This is a genomic window from Lentzea sp. NPDC037011 (assembly GCF_055607425.1).
Window position 1 is genome coordinate 20,438 of record NZ_JBVJRT010000027.1, and the last position, 17,860, is coordinate 38,297.

18 protein-coding genes are annotated in these 17,860 nt (G+C 70.9%); 11 read left to right on the top strand and 7 right to left on the bottom strand.

From position 1 onward, the window contains the following. Positions 1-416 precede the first annotated feature (416 nt). Positions 417-2,456: a tetratricopeptide repeat protein gene (locus ACZ7CH_RS40540; RefSeq protein WP_470376395.1), complete on the bottom strand. Its 2,040-nt coding sequence runs from the start codon at positions 2,454-2,456 to the stop codon at positions 417-419. A 208-nt stretch (positions 2,457-2,664) separates the two neighbouring features. Next, complete coding sequence (locus tag ACZ7CH_RS40545) at positions 2,665-3,801, bottom strand: PucR family transcriptional regulator (RefSeq protein ID WP_470376396.1); 1,137 nt, start codon at positions 3,799-3,801, stop codon at positions 2,665-2,667. A gap of 86 nt (positions 3,802-3,887) precedes the next feature. Between ACZ7CH_RS40545 and ACZ7CH_RS40550 the strand changes: the two genes are divergently transcribed. Both ACZ7CH_RS40550 and ACZ7CH_RS40555 read left to right on the top strand, forming a co-directional pair. Then, positions 3,888-4,943, top strand: a complete 1,056-nt coding sequence (locus ACZ7CH_RS40550) for a ferredoxin reductase (RefSeq protein WP_360384455.1) — start codon at positions 3,888-3,890, stop codon at positions 4,941-4,943. Positions 4,944-5,020: 77 nt separating this feature from the next. Then, positions 5,021-6,139 carry a fatty acid desaturase family protein gene (locus ACZ7CH_RS40555; RefSeq protein WP_360384453.1) on the top strand — a complete coding sequence of 373 codons (1,119 nt, stop codon included), beginning with the start codon at positions 5,021-5,023 and terminating at the stop codon, positions 6,137-6,139. Between the two features lie 95 nt (positions 6,140-6,234). On the opposite strand, the gene ACZ7CH_RS40560 is transcribed toward ACZ7CH_RS40555, so the two are convergent. Together ACZ7CH_RS40560 and ACZ7CH_RS40565 are read right to left on the bottom strand one after the other, a co-directional pair. Continuing rightward, positions 6,235-7,005 carry a crotonase/enoyl-CoA hydratase family protein gene (locus tag ACZ7CH_RS40560; RefSeq protein WP_470376397.1) on the bottom strand — a complete coding sequence of 257 codons (771 nt, stop codon included), beginning with the start codon at positions 7,003-7,005 and terminating at the stop codon, positions 6,235-6,237. Positions 7,006-7,015: 10 nt separating this feature from the next. Then, entirely contained in the window at positions 7,016-8,473 is a 1,458-nt protein-coding gene (locus tag ACZ7CH_RS40565) for an FAD-binding oxidoreductase (protein WP_470376398.1), read from the bottom strand. Positions 8,474-8,558: 85 nt separating this feature from the next. Between ACZ7CH_RS40565 and ACZ7CH_RS40570 the strand changes: the two genes are divergently transcribed. The 3 genes from ACZ7CH_RS40570 to ACZ7CH_RS40580 are packed head-to-tail and all read left to right on the top strand — an operon-like array spanning position 8,559 to position 10,145. Beyond that, complete coding sequence (locus ACZ7CH_RS40570) at positions 8,559-9,158, top strand: sulfite oxidase-like oxidoreductase (protein WP_360384447.1); 600 nt, start codon at positions 8,559-8,561, stop codon at positions 9,156-9,158. Continuing rightward, positions 9,128-9,865, top strand: coding sequence for a ferredoxin reductase (locus ACZ7CH_RS40575; protein WP_470376399.1), 738 nt, complete (start codon positions 9,128-9,130; stop codon positions 9,863-9,865). Before ACZ7CH_RS40570 ends, ACZ7CH_RS40575 begins: the two co-directional genes overlap by 31 nt. Positions 9,866-9,878: 13 nt before the next feature. Next, positions 9,879-10,145: a DUF6510 family protein gene (locus ACZ7CH_RS40580; protein WP_360384443.1), complete on the top strand. Its 267-nt coding sequence runs from the start codon at positions 9,879-9,881 to the stop codon at positions 10,143-10,145. Between the two features lie 104 nt (positions 10,146-10,249). On the opposite strand, the gene ACZ7CH_RS40585 is transcribed toward ACZ7CH_RS40580, so the two are convergent. Genes ACZ7CH_RS40585 through ACZ7CH_RS40595 form a run of 3 tightly spaced genes read right to left on the bottom strand, consistent with a single transcriptional unit; the run spans position 10,250 to position 12,005 of the window. Continuing rightward, a complete protein-coding gene (locus tag ACZ7CH_RS40585) occupies positions 10,250-11,506 on the bottom strand; it encodes an MFS transporter (protein ID WP_470376400.1) in 1,257 nt (418 codons plus the stop codon). Then, on the bottom strand, positions 11,503-11,850 hold the full coding sequence (locus ACZ7CH_RS40590) for a VOC family protein (protein ID WP_360384439.1): 348 nt from the start codon (positions 11,848-11,850) through the stop codon (positions 11,503-11,505). Before ACZ7CH_RS40590 ends, ACZ7CH_RS40585 begins: the two co-directional genes overlap by 4 nt. After that, entirely contained in the window at positions 11,847-12,005 is a 159-nt protein-coding gene (locus tag ACZ7CH_RS40595; RefSeq protein WP_360384437.1) for a ribbon-helix-helix domain-containing protein, read from the bottom strand. Before ACZ7CH_RS40595 ends, ACZ7CH_RS40590 begins: the two co-directional genes overlap by 4 nt. A gap of 232 nt (positions 12,006-12,237) precedes the next feature. Between ACZ7CH_RS40595 and ACZ7CH_RS40600 the strand changes: the two genes are divergently transcribed. The 6 genes from ACZ7CH_RS40600 (at position 12,238) to ACZ7CH_RS40625 (ending at position 17,622) form a co-directional block, all read left to right on the top strand. Then, the gene (locus ACZ7CH_RS40600; protein WP_360384435.1) at positions 12,238-13,275 is read left to right on the top strand and encodes a glycosyltransferase; all 1,038 of its coding nucleotides are present in this window, start codon (positions 12,238-12,240) and stop codon (positions 13,273-13,275) included. Positions 13,276-13,486: 211 nt separating this feature from the next. Next, entirely contained in the window at positions 13,487-13,813 is a 327-nt protein-coding gene (locus ACZ7CH_RS40605; RefSeq protein ID WP_360384433.1) for a lycopene cyclase domain-containing protein, read from the top strand. After that, positions 13,806-14,123 (top strand): lycopene cyclase domain-containing protein, encoded by a 318-nt coding sequence (locus ACZ7CH_RS40610; RefSeq protein ID WP_360384431.1) that lies wholly within the window; start codon positions 13,806-13,808, stop codon positions 14,121-14,123. Before ACZ7CH_RS40605 ends, ACZ7CH_RS40610 begins: the two co-directional genes overlap by 8 nt. Beyond that, positions 14,110-14,799, top strand: a complete 690-nt coding sequence (locus ACZ7CH_RS40615) for a class I SAM-dependent methyltransferase (RefSeq protein ID WP_360384429.1) — start codon at positions 14,110-14,112, stop codon at positions 14,797-14,799. Before ACZ7CH_RS40610 ends, ACZ7CH_RS40615 begins: the two co-directional genes overlap by 14 nt. After that, entirely contained in the window at positions 14,796-16,319 is a 1,524-nt protein-coding gene (locus tag ACZ7CH_RS40620) for an FAD-dependent oxidoreductase (protein WP_470376401.1), read from the top strand. The genes ACZ7CH_RS40615 and ACZ7CH_RS40620 overlap by 4 nt, the downstream gene beginning before the upstream one ends. A 91-nt stretch (positions 16,320-16,410) precedes the next feature. After that, positions 16,411-17,622 (top strand): NAD(P)/FAD-dependent oxidoreductase, encoded by a 1,212-nt coding sequence (locus ACZ7CH_RS40625; protein ID WP_360384425.1) that lies wholly within the window; start codon positions 16,411-16,413, stop codon positions 17,620-17,622. The last annotated feature ends 238 nt before the right edge of the window (positions 17,623-17,860 follow it).

Here is a 17,860-nt window from a genome sequence, read left to right on the forward strand (position 1 = left end):
CTTCGGAATTCCGACACGACAAACCTGTTCGCCGAACTGCAAAAAGCTTGGAAAGGTTCGGCATCGCATCAGTCGAGGATATTCAAGCTCTGGACTTCAATCTCACTTCACGGCAGCACAGCAGTCATCGCAGACCTCGCGGACAAGTGCGGTCCTGGAAGGTCGAGCGATGTCATGACCCCGCGGTTGCCGTGTGGGGTATGGGTTTGTCGAACCACATCGACCGGCTCGCCGCCGGGTGCCTCGTCCCAGCTGTCGTATCTCTCCTCTGTCCGAACTTGTCTCAGGGTCTCAGGGGTGGCAATTTCCACAACTAAAAGTTGAAGAGAGCTCAGGTGAATCCCTGGGTTTGCAAATCGCTCGGCGGCTAATGTTTGATTAGTGCGGATTGGTGTTCGATCGCAATAGTCGGTGTTTTAGGTTCTCTGTTCTCCGGTAAGTTCAGCGAGCCGGCTTTGGACATGAGTGATCCTGGGCTCATCTGCCACTCTTCCGAATAATTCTACTGCGGTAGTCAGCGCCGCCACGGCTTCGGAGAGCTGCCCGAGGTTTGCCTGTGCTTCCCCTAACGCCTCCCATGCAAGTCCCTCCAGATGGACGTGCGGTGATCCGCGGAGCAATCCGACCGCGATCGATGCGCAGTCCCGGGACTCGATGAAGCCGCCTAGCGCTCGATGATCAGTTGCGATGTCCACCAGCGACAACGATTCATACAGCTGATTGCCGAGTTGGCGGTAGATCGTTCTGGCCTGCATGTGGGCCCCAAGTGCGTCCTCTAGGCGCTCCATCGACGAGTAGATCGTCCCGAGGATCCCGAGGCTGCGTGCAGTTCCCAGCTGGTCCCCATTTGTACGGCACAGCTCCAGCGCCGCCGTGCCGGTAGTCAGGGCCTCCTCATGACGTCCACTGTGCAAGTGAAACCCGGCGATGTCGCGGAGAATCCACGCATGCCGAAAAGTGTCGCCCAGTCTGATGCTGAGCTTCAATGCTCGTTCGCTGCAGCTCATCGCTTCTTCGGAACGCCGCTGCCGGCCGAGTACGTAGCCGCTCACGCTGAGGAACATGCATTCGGCTTGGTCGTCTCCTATGCTCTGTGCGCTGTTCAGACCCAGTCTGCACACCTCGATCCAGTCGTCGTGGTGCCTTCCGAAGTCGAACAGGTAGTTCAATGCTGCAGCTAGTCGACATGCCAAGCGATGTTCACCGGCCAGGTTTGCCGCTGTCACGGTGGCGATGAGGACCAGTCGGCGCCGGGCAAGCCACTTCATCGCCTTGTCAGGATCGCTAAAAGTTCCGGACTGTTCGTGTGTTTTCCCGGATCGCCAGCTTTCCAGCACGTCGTTCGCGATCTCAGACATGGTGGTGTAGTGGGAGAGCACCCTCAGGAGTGCGGTTTGCCGCTCAACGGGGTCGTGATCCTTCAATCTTCGATGCGAGTAGAGCCGCATGAGGTCATGAAAGCCGTACCAGCCGGGCTCGTTGTCCTCGACGAGGTGAGCTCGGCGCAGCTCGCGAAGCTGCCTGCGAATTGCGGCGACAGGCAGGTCGACGAGCATGCTGACGCTGTCCACCTCCAGCTCGTCGCCTGGGTGCAGTGCCAACAATCGGAACAACCGTTGCTGATCGACGGGGAGGGCGCGGTACGAGAGGTCGAAGGCCGCGTGAACGGCACGACTGTCACCGTCGTCCAGCAGGTCGAGCCGGTCCCGAGCCTGTGCGAGCTCAGCCACCCAGTCGGTGTGCGAGTCCTCATCACGTAGTGCGGCCATGATTCTCAACGCCAAGGGCAAGTATCCGCAGAGGCGGGCGAGCTCAATGCTTCCCACGAGAGCTTCGGAAGCTGCCGCGTCGAGTGCGCCGATCTCAAGGTGGTGTGCGTCATCGAGGCCGTTGATGCGATGTCTGCTGGAGATCACCACCTTGTGCCTCAGAACGCCAGGTAGGAGCGGTTTGACTTGCTCGACCGAGGATGCGTTGTCAAGCACGACCAACATGCGGTCCTGTTTCGCCAGCATCGACCTGAACAGTGCTGAGCGTTGGTCTTCCTCCGGTGGAATGTCGTTGCCGGCGACGCCGAGCGCACGTAAGAAGTTGTCGAGAGCCTGCGTTGGCGACACCCGCCGCGCATCGTCGTAGCCTTGAAGGTCGACGAAGAGGACTCCTCCGGGAAATTCTCCTTCCTCGATCGCCGCGTGTGCCGCGTGCAGCAATAGTTCAGTTTTGCCGATTCCTGCTAGTCCTGAGGCGATCGCGCTTGGTCCCGAACGCTGCCACGTCGCGCGCAACTCACGAAGCTCGTCCTCGCGACCGAGGAACCTGGTGGTCGCGGGCGGAAGCCCGGCCAGCGCCTGGAGTGTCACCGGGGCCGCGTTGAAGATCACCTGGTTCACGTCCCTGGCCTGCACGAGCTGACCTGAGTTGTCGCCGGTGAGAGTGTTGTGCACGTCGTCCGCCACACACCTGTATCGCTGGGCGTCTCGGAATGTTGCTGCCCGTACGATCCGGAGACTGGCCGACGATGCGGCTATCGCGCCTACGCGTCTGTCAGCTATCGGGTCTGAGCGACGCCCCCACTGTGAACCATTGTGTTCTACGCTTCGGTAGTACGCATCGACACCGCCAGCACTTGTCAAGGGCCAGAATGCGGTGAGCGCGTTCGCTCGTCTAGCGCTCCAGGCCGAGGGCCAGCGTCAGCTCCAGCACCCGCTGCGGTGACCCGAGGTCCGGGAACAGGTCCCGCAGCTGCTGCATCCGGTACCGCACCGTCTGCGGGTGCACGAACAGCGCCGTCGCCACCTCTTCCCGCCGCCCCTGGTGCAGCAGCCACGCCCGCAACGTCTCCTCCAGCCGGCGCGCCGAGTTCTCCGGCAGCGCGTGCAAGGGGGCCAACGCGCGTGCGCGCAGGTCGGCGTACGCGTCGGCATCGGCGGTCAGCACCAGTTCAACCAAGTGCTGCTCGGTGTCACGGATGTCCGCCGACACCGCACGCGCGCGCAACGCCCGTGCGTATGAGGCTGACGCACGCACCCAAGGTCGCGCGGGACCGACAACGGCGCTGCGGTCGGTCAGCTGGCGCAACAGGTGCGCGCGGTCGGCGTCGGGCACCAGCAGGACGCCGGTCGCGTCCGGCAGGTCGTCCAGCACCAGCGTGCCGGGGTCGAGCGCGCGGAACGCCGGGCGGGCCTGCGCGGCGGGCAGCAGCACCACGGTCACCGTCGTGGGCGGTGGCCAGCCGGCCCTGTTCGCCGAGGCCAGCAGCGCCTCGGCGCCCGCGCCGGTCAGCAGGTCGCGGGCGAGCTGTTCCAGGTGCCGCTCGTGGGCCATGCCGCGTGCGGCCAGCTCGTCGGCGTGACCGGCGGCCGACGCGGCGGACAGCTCGTCGATGTAGGCGAAGGTCAGCTCCGCGAACTTCGCCACCTCCTCGGCGGGCAGACCGGCCGCCACGGCGCCTTCGGCGAGCCCGCGCCAGGCCACGCGCGCACCGACGCGGTAGGCGCTGAGCAGGGCGTCCATCGAACGGCCGTCGCGGACCTCGCCGCGGCCGAGCTCGTAGGCGGCGTCGCTCGCGTCCCCACCGGTGGCCACGCCACCCGCGAGGTCCAGGTAATGTCCGAGCGCCGTGCGCACCGCACGCCGTATCGTGCCGCCCATCCGGCCCGACAGGGCACCGGCGTAGCTCGGCACCTCGTCGATGATGGCCTGCACCACCTCGTCGGCCGTGGTCTTCAGGGCCGCCCGCAGCGCGGTGACCGTCGTCTCGTCCAGGGCCAATTCGGTGGCCCGCCGCATTGCCTGAGTCACGATTTGTTCCCTGCGAACAATCTGGTCGAGCAAATTCACGTCCTGCGGACAGGACTTTACGCCCTGTGGCGCATCAAGCTGGAGTCATGACGAGTGCCGCCCTACGCAGCAGGGCGTGGAAACTGCTTGAGCTGGTCACGACGCCACTGCTGCCGTCCGACTACCTCGACCTGGTGAGCCCGCTGCGCGCGGGCGCTGACCTGCGTGGTCGCATCGAGGCCGTCCACCCCGAGACGGGGGACGCCGCGACCATCGTGATCAGGCCGGGCAGAGGCTGGCGCGGTCACGTCGCCGGCCAGTACATCCGCGTCGGTGTCGACGTCGACGGCGTGCGCCTGTGGCGCGCGTACTCGGTGACGTCACCGACGAACCGCGCCGACGGCCGCATCACGATCACCGTCAAGGCCATCCCGGACGGCAAGGTGAGCAACCACCTGGTCCGCAAGGCCAAGCCGGGCATGGTGATCCACCTCGACCAGGCCACCGGCGAGTTCGTGCTGCCCGCCGCGAAGCCCGCCAAGGTCCTCTACCTCACCGCCGGCAGCGGCATCACGCCCGCGATGGGCATGCTGCGCGACACCCGGCTCGACGACGTGGTGATGATCCACTCCGCGCCACGCGAAGAGGACGTCATCTTCCGCAACGACCTGCACGACCTCGTCGCCGACAAGGCGCTGCGGCTGCTGGAGCTGCACACCGACACCCACGGCATGCTCGACGTCGCCCGGCTCGAGGACCTCGTGCCCGACTGGGCCGAGCGCGAGACCTGGGCCTGCGGTCCCGCGGGCCTGCTCGACGCCGCCGAGGCGCACTGGGCCCGGCACGGCATCCCCGAGCGCCTGCACACCGAGCGGTTCCGCCCGACCGTCGTCGTCGCCGGCGAGGGTGGCGAGGTCACGTTCGGCACCACGGGCAAGACCGTCGAGGCCGACGGCGCCACCCCGCTGCTGGACGTCGGCGAGAGCGCCGGCGTGCTGATGCCCTCCGGGTGCCGCATGGGCATCTGCTTCGGCTGCGTCACGCCGCTCAAGTCCGGTGCCGTCCGCGACCTGCGCACCGGCGAGATCACCGAGGCAGAGCCGGGCGTGCTCGTGCAGACCTGCGTGTCCGCTGCCGCGGGTCCGTGCGAGCTCGAACGCTGACCCGCACCCCACCACAGACATCCTTCCCCCGCGAAGCGGCCCACCTCCAGCCGCCGAACCCCTCGAAAGCGAGCTCCATGACCGCCATCGACCCCACCGCCCACCTCACCGACGAGCAGATCGAGGAGCTCGGCCGCGAGCTCGACGCCATCCGCGACGAGGTGATCGCGAGCCGCGGTGAGAAGGACGCCGCCTACATCCGCAAGGTGATCTCGGTGCAGCGCAAGCTGGAGCTGACCAGCCGCGGCATCCTGCTGTTCTCGATCTTCCCGCCCGCGTGGCTCATCGGCACCGCCGGCCTGTCCGTGGCGAAGATCCTGGAGAACATGGAGATCGGTCACAACGTCCTGCACGGGCAGTGGGACTGGATGCGCGACCCGAAGATCCACTCCACCACCTGGGAGTGGGACCACGTCTCGCCGGCCGACCAGTGGAAGCACTCGCACAACGAGCTGCACCACACGTACACCAACGTGATCGGCAAGGACAACGACCTCGGCTACGGCATCATGCGCGTCGACGAGGACCAGAAGTGGCACCCGATGCACCTGGGCCAGCCGCTGTGGAACTTCATCAACGCCTGCTTCTTCGAGTACGGCATCGCCGCCTACGACCTGGAGCTCGGCAAGAACCTGCACAAGCGCCGCCGCAACAACCCCGAGTTCCGCGCCCGCGCCAAGGCGGTCGGCCGCAAGATCCGCAAGCAGGTGCTCAAGGACTACGTGATCCACCCGCTGCTGTCGGGCCCGTCGTTCCTCACCACGCTCGCCGCGACGTTCACCGCGAACCTGGTCCGCAACCTGTGGTCGCACTCGGTGATCATGTGCGGTCACTTCCCCGAGGGCGTGCAGGTCTTCGAGCGCCGCTCGATCAGGGGCGAGACCCGCGGCCAGTGGTACCTGCGCCAGATGATGGGCTCGGCGAACATCAGCGGCAGCAAGGCCATGCACATCATGACCGGCAACCTGTCGCACCAGATCGAGCACCACCTGTTCCCGGACCTGCCGAGCAACCGGTACGCCGAGGTCGCGGTCAAGGTGAAGGCCCTGTTCGAGAAGTACGAGCTGGACTACGTCAGCGGACCGCTGCCCAAGCAGGTGTTCTCCGCGTGGCACAAGGTCTTCCGGCTCTCGCTGCCGAACAAGAAGGTCAAGCAGACGACGAAGAAGTCCGAGAAGGAACTGGTCGCCGCCTGAGCACCTGGCCAAAAGCTTTGTCCGCCCCCTCGTTGCTGCTCAGGCGTCTGCAAGTACGACTTGGGGCGTCAAAGGCACGACAGCTGGCAACCTGCTCAGAAGGTGCCGTGTCTTCCGGCGCCGTCCGTGAACCGGGCGGCGCCGGCTGCACCCTCACGGGCCACGACCGGCACACCGGCCGCGCCTTCCGCGCGCAACGCCTCCGCGAGCGGCAGGTCGAGCCCCGCGTAGGTGGACGCCCGGTCCGCGAGCACGCACTCGAACGGGAACCCGGCGATCTGCTCGGCCAGCTCCAGCGCCGCCGCGACCGCCTGACCGGGTTCGACGACCCGGTTGGCCAGTCCCATCGCGAGCGCCTCGTCGGCGGCGACCGGGCGGCCGGTGAGGATCAGGTCCAGCGCCCGGCCCAGGCCGACGACCCTGGGCAGCCGGACCGTGCCGCCGTCGATCAGCGGCACGCCCCAGCGCCGGCAGAACACCCCGAACACCGCGTCGCTCTCCACGACCCGCAGGTCCGCGAGCAGCGCCAGCTCCAGCCCGCCCGCCACGGCGTGCCCGCTGACGGCCGCGATCAGCGGCTTGCTCAGCCGCAACCGGGTCGGCCCCATCGGACCGCCACCGCCGCCCGCGGGGTCGAGCTCGTTGCGCCGCGCGGGATCGCCGACCGACGTCAGGTCCGCGCCCGCGCAGAACGTGCCGCCCGCACCGGCCAGCACCGCCACCCGTTGCGCGGGGTCGGCCTCGAACGCCCGGAACGCCTCCAACAGCTGCGCGGCCATCGGGCCGTCGACCGCGTTGCGCCGGTCCGGGCGGTCCAGCCAGATCAGCGTGGTGGTGCCGGACTCCTCGACGCGGACGTCCTCCACGAACCCTCCCTCAGCGCGGAACGGACTGGGCGAAGGCGAACACCCCGTCCGGGTCGTACCTGCGCGCGACGTCCCGCAACCGGGCCAGGTTGTCGCCGTAGTACGCCTCGGCCCATCGTGGCAGCTGCGGGTCGATGTAGTTGACGTAACCGGAGTCGCCGACCAGCTCGCCGAGCCCGTCGCGCACCTGGCCCATCGCCTGCGCGGTCGCGGTGGCGTCGGCCGGCGGTGTCTTGAAGTAGACCTGCGCGCAGGCCAGCGCGGCGCGGTGGGGGAACGCGGTGGCGGCCGGCGCGACATCGGACACCGCGCCTCCCAGGCCGTCGAAGATCAGGTACGACTCGCTGGACTGGCCGTTCATCAGCGCCACGGCCCGCGTGGGGTCGCTGATCGGCTTCTGCACGATCCGCGACGACGCCACGAACGACTCGTGCTGGATCCCGGTGCCCGCGAAGTACTGCGTGGCCTCGGGGTAGCTCTGCGGCTGGACGAACCGGGACGCGGGCGTGGGCAGCGCCGCCAGCAGCGAGGTCAGCTCGCCGGGGGTGCCGACGAAGCAGCCGCCGACCCGGCAGTTCGGCTCGGCGGCACCGCGCACCACGACGTTGGACCACAGCTCGTTCGGCGCCTGCGCGATCCAGCCCTGCCACGCGCCGAGCACGTCGGCGACACCGGCGTTGTACTGCAACGAGAAGACGGTGACCTGCGGCGCGGGCACAGTGCCGAACACGAGCTCGGTGACGATCGCGAAGTTCCCGCCGCCACCGCCGCGCAACGCCCAGAACAGGTCGGGCTCCTGCTCGGCCGAGGCGGTGACGACCCGGCCGTCGGCGGTGACCGCCGTGGCCGAGACCAGGTGGTCGCAGGTCAGCCCGTACTTGCGGGCGAGGACGCCGATCCCGCCGCCGAGCGTGAGACCGGCGACGCCGACGGTCGGGCACGTACCGGTGGGCAGGCACCGGCCGGACGCGGCGAGCACCCGCGCCACCTCGCCGAGCTGGGCGCCGGCCCCGACGCGGACCCGGTCACCGGGCAGCACCTCCACCGCGGCGAGCTCGCGCAGGTCGACCTGCAGGCCGTCCTCCGGCGAGGAGTAACCCGCGTAGCTGTGGCCACCGCCGCGGGCGGCGATCGGCACCCGCCGCCGGGCCGCCTCGACGCACGCCCGCACGTCGTCGGCCGACGCACAGCGCGCGACGGCGGCGGGGGTGCGCTGGTTCCACACCGGGTTGAAACCCTGGTAGGTGAACCCCTCCTGGTCGGGCAGCAGCAGCTGACCGGACAGCCGCGCCCGCAGCGCCGCCCAGTCCGGCGGTCCACTCGGAACGGACGAACTGGACGGTGCGGCCGCTGCCGGCGTCGGGGTCGAGGTCGGCGTCGGGGGAGGGGCGCCGGTGCAGGCGGCCAGCGCGGTGGCGGCGCCCGTCAGCCCGGCGGCCAGGAGGAAGCTGCGTCGATCGACTGCCACGCGGCCATCGTGGCACGACGTGATCATCACGGCATGTCGTGATCACCCGTGGCGTTCGGCGAGCGGGTGTCGTCTACTTGTGCCCATGGCAATCGTCTCTCCTGGCTTCTCCGGGCGGCGCCGGTCCTCCGACGTGCAGCTCCCGCCAGGGCAGTACCTGGCAGAGGACTTCCCGGTCCTCACCGCGGGCCCGACGCCGCGGGTGCCGACCGACCGGTGGGAGCTGACCATCAGCACCGAGGCCGGGCACAGGCACGTCTGGTCGTGGCAGCAGCTGATGGAGCTGCCGGCCGAGAAGATCACGACGGACATCCACTGCGTCACCAAGTGGTCGAAGCTCGGCACGCGGTGGAAGGGCGTCTCGCTCGACGTGCTGCTGGAGGAGGTCGAGACGGCGGCGGACTTCGCGCTCGTCCAGTCCTACGGCGGCTACACGACGAACCTGCCGCTGGAGGACCTGCTCGACGGGCAGGCCTGGATCGCCTACCGCTACGACGGCGACGAGATCACGCCCGAGCACGGCGGCCCGGCCCGGTTGCTGGTGCCGCACCTGTACTTCTGGAAGTCGGCGAAGTGGGTCCGCGGGATCCAGTTGCTGCTGGAGGACGAACCGGGGTTCTGGGAAACCGCCGGTTATCACGACTACGGAGATCCATGGCGCGAACAGCGGTATCAGGGCGACTGACCTGGCGGGTGGCCTCGGTCGCCGAGAACAGGGCCATCACCGCGAGCGCGCGCAGCCTCGTGCTCGACGTGCCGGACTGGCCGGGTCACCTGGCCGGCCAGCACGTCGACGTGCGGCTGACCGCCGAGGACGGCTACTCGGTGCAGCGCAGCTACTCCATCGCCTCCGCACCCGACGGCGACCGGGTCGAGCTGGCCGTGCAGCGGGTGGCCGACGGCGAGGTCTCGCCGTACCTGTGCGACGTGCTCTCCCCAGGCGACCAGGTGGAGCTGCGCGGTCCGGTGGGCGGCTGGTTCGTCTGGCGCGCGACCGATCCGGCGCCGGTGCTGCTCGTCGCGGGCGGCTCCGGCATCGCGCCGCTGATGGCGATGGTCCGCGCGCGGGCCGAGCAGGGCAGCCGCGTGCCGTTCCGGCTGGTGTACTCGGTGCGCACGCCCGAGGACGTGTACTTCGCCGACGAGCTGCGCCGGCGTGCCCGCGAGGACGCCGGTCTGGACGTGCACCTCGTGCACACGCGACGGGCCCCGGACGGCGCGTCGGAACCGAAGCGGATCGGCGTGGCCACGTTGAACACGCACGGCTGGCCACCGGACTTCACCCCGAACTGCTTCGTGTGCGGGCCCACCGGCTTCGTCGAGACGGTGGCCGACATCCTGGTGGCACTGGGCCACGACCCCCGACGTGTGCGCACCGAGCGCTTCGGCTGACAGGAGACCACCGATGAGCGACGACCACGTCGACGGCAACGCGCTCGCGGGCGACCTGCGGGAGATCTTCGCCGTGGACCTGACCGCGGCGACCGGCCGGTGCGCCGGCTGCGGCCACCGGGGCTCGGTGGCGGCGCTGCGGGTCTACCGCAACGCGCCGGGCCTGGTGGCGCGCTGCCCCGAGTGCGAGGAGGTCGTGCTGCGGCTGGTGCGCGGGCCGGACCGGGCGTGGCTGGACCTGCGCGGCACGGTGAGCCTGGAGATCCCGCTGGGCTCGTGACCCGCGGCTTCGGCCGGGGCCTGCGGCCGGCCTGTGACTGCGGCTTCGGCCGTGACCCGTGGCTCAGCCCGGAGGTGCCCCGGCCTTGTCGCGGGACGCGTGGCTTAGGCGCGTGACCGGTTCGCGACGACCGCGGCGAGGCCGAGGAACGCCGCGAACATCCCGTACGCGAGCACGAGGTCGCCGGCCGACACGAGGGCACCGCCGACGGCACGGCCGAGCAGACCGCCGAACGCCTCGGCGGTGATCACCGCGGTGGCCAGCTCGGTCGCGCCGAGCCGCGCACCGGTCGTGCACCGCAGGTACAGGCCGGGGTAGGCCAGGCCGACCCCTGCGCCACCCAGCGTCCACGCCACCACAGCCGTGGTGAAGTCCGGTGCTCCCACCGCGAGCACGCCCACCCCCGCGGCGGTGAGCGCGAGGCCGAGTGCCGGGGGTGGCTCCCGGCCGGCGCGGCGCAGCCGGGGCACGGTCAGGCTGGTCAACGCCCACGCCAGCGGAGCCGCGCTGAGGACCACGGCCGCGCGCGCCATCGTCGTGCCGTAGCCGTCGGTCAGCAGGACGGTGACCAGGCTGTCCGCGCCGAAGTAGCCGACCGCGAACAACGTCATCGCCACCAGCGCCGCCGGTGCGCCCCGGCGTGCGCGCAGCGTGCCCGCGGGCATGATCGACGCGACACCGGCCAGGGCGACCGCGATGCCGGCGGCCCCGAGCCACCACCGGTCGCCGAACACGACCACGCCCACCCCGAGCGGGACGAGCAGGGTGCGCCACAGCGGCCGGTCCGCGCCGCGGTCGACCGGGCCGGACGCCGCCCGCAGGACCAGCACCCGCCCGGCGACCACGACCGGTACCGGCGCGAGCAACGTCCACCGCCACCCGACCAGGTGCTCCAGCGCGAGGGTGGCCGCCGGCCCGGCGAGCGCGGGCAGGACCCACATCGCCGACGACGCCGCGATCACCCGCACCCGCCACTGGTCGTCGAGGTGCTGGATGGCGGCGCTGATGCCGAACACCGCCAGCAGCCCGCTCGCGCACCCGGCGACGAACTGCCCCGCCGCGAACACCCAGGCCGACATCGCGGTCGCCGCCGTCGCGGTGCCGGCGAGGTAGGCGAGCACGCCGATGGCGAGCGTGCCGCGCGCGCCCGTCAGGCCGAGGACGCGGGTGGCCAGCGGCAGCGCCACGAACAGGCCCAGCGTGGCACCCGAGATCAGCAGCTCCACCGAGGTGCGCGCGTCGAGGTCGCGCACGACCGCCGGCAGCAGCGTGGAGGACACGAAGGTCGCCACGGCGGCCGCGAACTCCAGCGAGACGATGCCGATGGCCAGCGTCAGCGCAGGCGTCCGTGGCGTCGTCACGTGCAGAGCTCGCGGTCCAGCGCGTTGACCTGCACCCACACCCCGTCCGGATCGCGCACCCGCAGCGACCGCCCGTGGCTCTCGTCCAGCACCGGCCCCGGCGCGAACCCCGCCAGCCGCAGCCGCCGCGCCACGTCCTCCAGCGGCTCGTCGGTCTCGAACGCCAGCTCGCACGTTCCCGCCGCGACGTCCTTCGCGTCGTGCAGCGCGACCATCCCGGAGGCGGCCGGCAGCTCGACCCAGGCGCCCGGCCGGGACTCCGCACCCGGTCGCAGGCCCAGTGCCAGGTAGAAGCGCCGTGCCGCGGCGACGTCCGCCGTGTAGCGGATGGGCACCACTCTCATCGCCGTCCTCCCTCGTCCAGCTGGCGCAGGTAGCTCTCCAGCGCCAGCTCCACGAACGCCGACAGCGACACGTCCGCGTCGACCGAGGCGTGCTTGACCCGTCTCACCAGTGCGGCGGGGAGGTAGATGTTGAACTGCTGCTTCTCTCCGGCCATGGCTACTATGCTAGCAAACTAGCTCCTCTGGTGTCGCTCGTCGTCTCTTTCTGTCCACATTGGACTGTCTCAACGCGACACATCCTTTACGGCTGAAGAAGACCTGGGGTCCGTCACAGGTTTGGGATCGGCGATCTGCGGGCAACCGCGCTTTGCGCTAGGTTCGAAATCGGGTTCAGCATGCAGCCCTTTGCGTACGGTCTATTCCGTTCGGAAAGGATGGCTTCACGCCATGAGGATTGCGATGCTCACCGTCCAGGACGCGCCTGGCTGGCGCGAGGTGCACGTCACCGGGTTGTCCGGGGCGTTGACCGCGCTGGGGCACGACGTGACCGTCCACCACCAGCCGCCCGACCTGCCGGAGACCCAGCTGGGCCGGTACGTCGACGAGCTGCGGTCCGAATGGGAGAGCGCACGGCCCGAGGTCGTGCACGCGCACTTCTGGCGCCCTGGTCTGGCGGCCGTGCTGGCCGCACAACCCTCCGGTGTGCCCGTCGTCCAGTCCTTCCACGGCCTCGGCGGCGGTCGCGATCAGCGCGCCGGAGTCGAACGGCTGGTGGGCAGGGAGGCGGCGCTGGTCGTCGCTACCTGCGAGCAGGAGATGCTCGACCTGGCCGCCGCGGGAATTCCACGCCGGCGGATCGCGCTCGCGTCCCGCGGTGTCGACGTCGGCCTGTTCGAGTCGCACGGCACCACCGCGGAACGATCGGAGCTGCAGCGGATCGTCACCGTCGCGGACCCGCTGGCGGACAACGGGCTGACCGACCTGGTCACGGCGTTGCCGCGGCTGCCGCGGGTCGAGCTGGTGATCGCGGGTGCGCTGTCGGCAGGGGAGGCCGACCGGGTGCGGCGGTGGGCGCACCGGCTGGGAGTCGAGAAGCGGGTACAGCTGGCCGGGTCGGTCGGCCGCGCGGAGCTGCCCGCGTTGTTGCGGTCGGCGGACGTCGTGGCGTGCGTGCCGGCGCAGGCGACGTGGGACGCGCTGCCGTTGGAGGCGATGGCCTGCGGTGTGCCCGTGGTGGCGACCGCGGTCGGCGGGCTCACCGATGCCGTGATCGACGGCGTCACCGGCGTCCTGGTGCCACCGCACGACGTGAAGCAGCTGGTCAGAAAGCTGCGGATGGTCCTGGACGACGAGACGTTCCGCATCACCTGCGGCATCGCCGGTGTGGACCGGGTCCACGCCCGCCACACCTGGCCGGACGCCGCACGCGGCGTCGAACGGCTCTACCGGCAGCTGCTCGCCACTCCCGTGCCGAGCCGCCGCTGACCTCGCAGCGGGGGTGACCCGCCGTGCGACCCGAGGAGACCGGGCACGACGTCACCGGTGCCGCCGATGCCGTCCGGCGGGTGTTCGAGTTGTTGCCGTTCGTCGCCCACCGCGGTGAGCTGGGCCCGCGACGATCACCCTGACGAGTTGTCCCGCCCGTTGTGCAGACCTCCGACCAGCCCCATACGGTCGTCCACAGGGAGGCGGACGGATGCGAAGCCAGTACGAGTACCTCGCGGTGCTGGGGGTGTGCCTGCTGATCACCCTGCCGCTGGAGTGGATGGGCCGCGGTGTCTACCGCCGGTGGCCGGAGCTGGCCCGCGCGGTCGCTCCGGTGCTGCTCGTCCTCGCCGCCTGGGACGTCGTGGCGATCTTGCGCGGTCACTGGAGCTTCCACCCGCGGGCGACCACGGGGATCGAGCTGGCCGGGGTCCTGCCGATCGAGGAGGTGCTCTTCTTCGTCGTCATCCCGACCTGCGCGGTGCTGACCTACGAGGCGGTGCGTGGCCTGGCCGGCCGGTGGTTGCCCGATGGTTGAGGAGTACCTGCTCGCCGCGGTCGCCGCGGCGGTGCTCGTGGTGCTGCTGGAGCTGCTCGTGCTGCGGACGGGGCTGTTCGCCCTGCCGGCGTACTGGGTGACGATGGCGATCGTGCTGGGGTTCCAGGTCCCGGTGGACGGGTGGCTGACGAAGCTGGACGCACCGGTGGTGCTGTACGCGGACTGGGCGATCAGCGGGATCAGGGTGCCGTGGGACATCCCGGTGGAGGACTTCCTCTACGGCTTCGCGATGGTGACGGCGGTGCTGATGGTGTGGGAACGGGGAAGGCAGGCACGTGAACAAGCTTGAGGTGCCGGGGAAGTTCGACCGGGCGGCCCGCGGGTACGACCTGCTGGTGGGGCTGAACCCGGGCTACCACCAGGCGTTGCGCCGCTCGGCCCGCGCGCTCGGGCTGCGGCCGGGCATGCGCGTGCTCGACCTCGGCTGCGGCACGGGCGCCTCGACCGCGGCACTGGTCACCGCGGCGCCGGGCGTGGAGGTCGTCGCCGTGGACGCGTCGGCCGGGATGCTCGCGCAGGCGCGGCGGAAGCGCTGGCCGAGCACCGTGCGGTTCGTGCACAGCCGTGCCGAGGACGTCGACGAGGGCGAGTTCGACGCGGTGTTCGCCGCGTACCTGCTGCGCAACCTGCCCGACCCGGACTCCACGTTGCGGCACATCGGAAAGTTGTTGCGGCCCGGCGGCCGGCTGGTGCTGCACGAGTACTCGGTGCGCGACTCGCTGGTGAGCCGCGCGGTGTGGACGGCGCTGTGCGGCGTCGTCGTCCCGGCCGGCTGGCTGGTCACCGGCGACCGGTCGCTCTACACCTACCTGTGGCGCAGCGTGGTCGACTTCGACGGCGCCACCGCCCTGCGGGACCGGTTGCGGCGCAACGGGTACACCGGCGTGTGCAGCTCGCCGGTGCCCGGTCTGCAGCTCGGTGTCGTGCACACCTTCCTCGGTCACGCGCCGGGAGGGCAGCGGTGAGGGACCGCAGGGCCGTGCGGGTCCCGGCACCGGCCGGGCGCCCGCAGTTCGACGGCGACGCACCCGTCGTGGCCGTGGTGGGCGGCGGCATCGCGGGACTCGCCGCGTCGACGCTGCTCGCCGAACGGGGCGCGCGGGTCGTGCTGTGCGAACGGGAGGACTACCTCGGTGGCCGCGTCGGCGGGTGGAGCACGCGGCTCGCCGACGGCAGCGCGGCCACCATGACCCGCGGCTTCCACGCGTTCTTCCGGCAGTACTACAACCTGCGGGCGCTGCTGAAGCGCGTCGACCCGGCGGGCCGCGCGCTCACCGCCCTGCCGGACTACCCGCTGCAGCACGCCTCGGGGCACCGCGACAGCTTCGCGGGGCTGCCGACGACCGTGCCGTGGAACGCGCTGGCGTTCCTGCGCAGCAGCCCCACGTTCCGCTGGCGCGATCTGCCCGGCATCAACGCACGGGCGGCGCTGTCGCTGCTGGACGTGTCGGTGCCGCGGGTCTACGAGGAGCTCGACGGCCTCGACGCCGCGACCTACCTGGAGCGCATCCGGTTCCCCCGCGCCGCGCACGCGCTGGCGTTCGAGGTGTTCTCCCGCAGCTTCTTCGCCCACCCGACCCGGATGTCGGCCGCGGAGCTCGCGGTCATGTTCCACATCTACTTCCTCGGCTCCGACGAGGGCCTGCTGTTCGACGTGGCCGCCGACCCGTTCCCGCACGGCCTGTGGGACCCGCTGGGCCGGCACCTGGCGTCGCTGGGCGCCACCCTGTGCACGGGCGCCGAGGTGCGGTCGGTGCAGCCGGGTGAGAACCGGCGGTACTCCGTGACCATCGGCGGCGGCGCGATCGAGGCCGACGCCGTGGTGCTCGCCGCCGACGTCCCCGGCCTGCGCTCGGTCGTCGAGGCGTCGCCCTTCCTCGGTGACGCGGCCTGGCGGGAACGGGTCGCCGGCCTGCGCACCGCACCGCGGTTCCTGGTCTCCCGCTACTGGCTGGACCGCCCGGTGGACGCCGACCGGCCGGGCTTCCTCGGCACCGGCGGGCACGACCTGCTCGACAACATCAGCGTGCTCGACCACTACGAGCACGAGGCACGGGCGTGGGCCGCCCGCACCGGCGGGTCGGTCGTGGAGCTGCACGGCTACGCACTTCCGTCCGACGTGGACGAAGCCGACGCCAGGAAGCGGTTGTGGGACCAGCTGACCGAGGTGTACCCGGAGACGAAGAGCGCCGTCGTGGTGGACGAACGGCACGAGCTGCGCGAGGACTGCCCGCTGTTCCCCGCGGGCGGCTACGCGCGCCGGCCGGGGGTGCGGACGCCCGACGAGTTCCTGGTCCTCGCCGGTGACCTGGTGCGGATCGACCTGCCGGTGGCGCTCATGGAACGCGCGGCCACCACCGGGTTCGCGGCGGCCAACCGGCTGCTGAGCCGGTGGGGGGTGGCCGGGACGGAGCTGTGGACGGTACCGCGGGAAGGGCGGGTTCCGCTGCTGCGCGGTGCGGCGCGCCGGTGGAGGACGGCGTGACCGTGCCCGCTGTGCCGGTACTGGCTGGAACCGCACCGACGCCCGTTGCCCGTTCTCGGACGCCCGTCGTCCGTTCCCCTTGGAGGCCATCGTGATCGTCGTCGTGGGCGCCGGCCTGGCCGGTCTGAGCGCCGCACTGGAGCTGACCGCCGCCGGTCACGAGGTCACCGTCCTGGAGGCCGGCGACGAGGTCGGCGGGCGGGTGCGCACGGACGTCGTGGACGGCGTGCGGTTCGACCGGGGCTTCCAGATCATGCTGCCCGCCTACCCGGAGCTCGAACGGCTCGACCTCGGGCCGTTCCCGCTGCGGCACCTGCGGCCCGGTGTGTTCGTGCACGACGAGGGCCGGCACGACCTGCTCGCCGACCCGCGCAGCGGTGCGTCGGCGTTCGACGGCTTGCTGCGCCAGCACGTGCTCGGTGCGCGGGACCTCGCGGCGCTGGCCCGGTTCTCCGCACCGGACGCGTTCGGGCCCGTGCGGCCGTTGCTCGCCGCACCGGACCGCACGACGTACGACGAGCTGCGGCGGCTCGGGGTGACCGAACGGGGGGTGGAGGCGGTGTTCCGGCCGTTCCTGTCCGGGGTGTTCCTGGAGCGGGAGCTGCGGACCTCGTCGCGGTTCTTCCACCTGGTGTGGCGCAGCTTCGCACGCGGGGGAGCAGCGGTGCCGGCGCTCGGCATGGGGGAGCTGCCCAGGGCGCTGGCGGCCCGGTTGCCCGAGGGGACCGTGCAGCTGGAGACCGCGGTGCGGGCCGTGCACGACGACCGGGTCGACCTGGCCGAGGGCGGTCGGGTCCCGGCGGACGCGGTGGTCGTGGCCACGGACGGCTCGACGGCGGCGCGGCTGCTGCCGGGGCTGGTCGAACCGCGCTGGAACGGTGTCACCACCTGGTACTTCGGCCCGCCGCGGTCGCCGTTGCGCGACGGGTGCCTGGTGGTCGACGCGAACGGCGGGCCGGTCGTGAACACGGCGGTGATGTCGGAGGTGTCGCGGCCGTACTCGCCGCGAACCCCGCTGGTGCAGGCCACCGTGCTCGGCGCAGCGTCCGAACAGGACGTCCGCCACCACCTGAACCGCCTGTACGACACCGACACCCGCGACTGGGAGGTGCTGCGCCGCTACGACATCCCGCGGGCGCTGCCGTCGATGGCCGCACCGCACCGGCTCAAGCAGTCCGTGCGGGCGGGCGAACGCCGGTACGTCTGCGGCGACCACCGCGACACCAGCTCGATCCAGGGCGCGCTGCACTCCGGCCGCAGGGCCGCGCACGCCGTGCTGGCCGACCTGCGCGGTGGCCGGTGACCGGTGAGAAGACGCTGCTGCTGTTCGGCGACCAGCTCGGTCCGCACTGCCGTCGTGGTGGTCGGAGCTGCGGCCGGCCAGCGTGCGGGCGGCCTGCCTGCGCACCGCGCTGAAGGGCGTGCGCGACCACGGCTGAACTTCGCCGGCGTCTGCAAGTACTACTCGGTGTCAGAGTTGGTGGTGCCGCTGGTGATCAGCGGTTAGTGTCCGGCCCTGGTCGTGGGGTGACTCTCAAGTA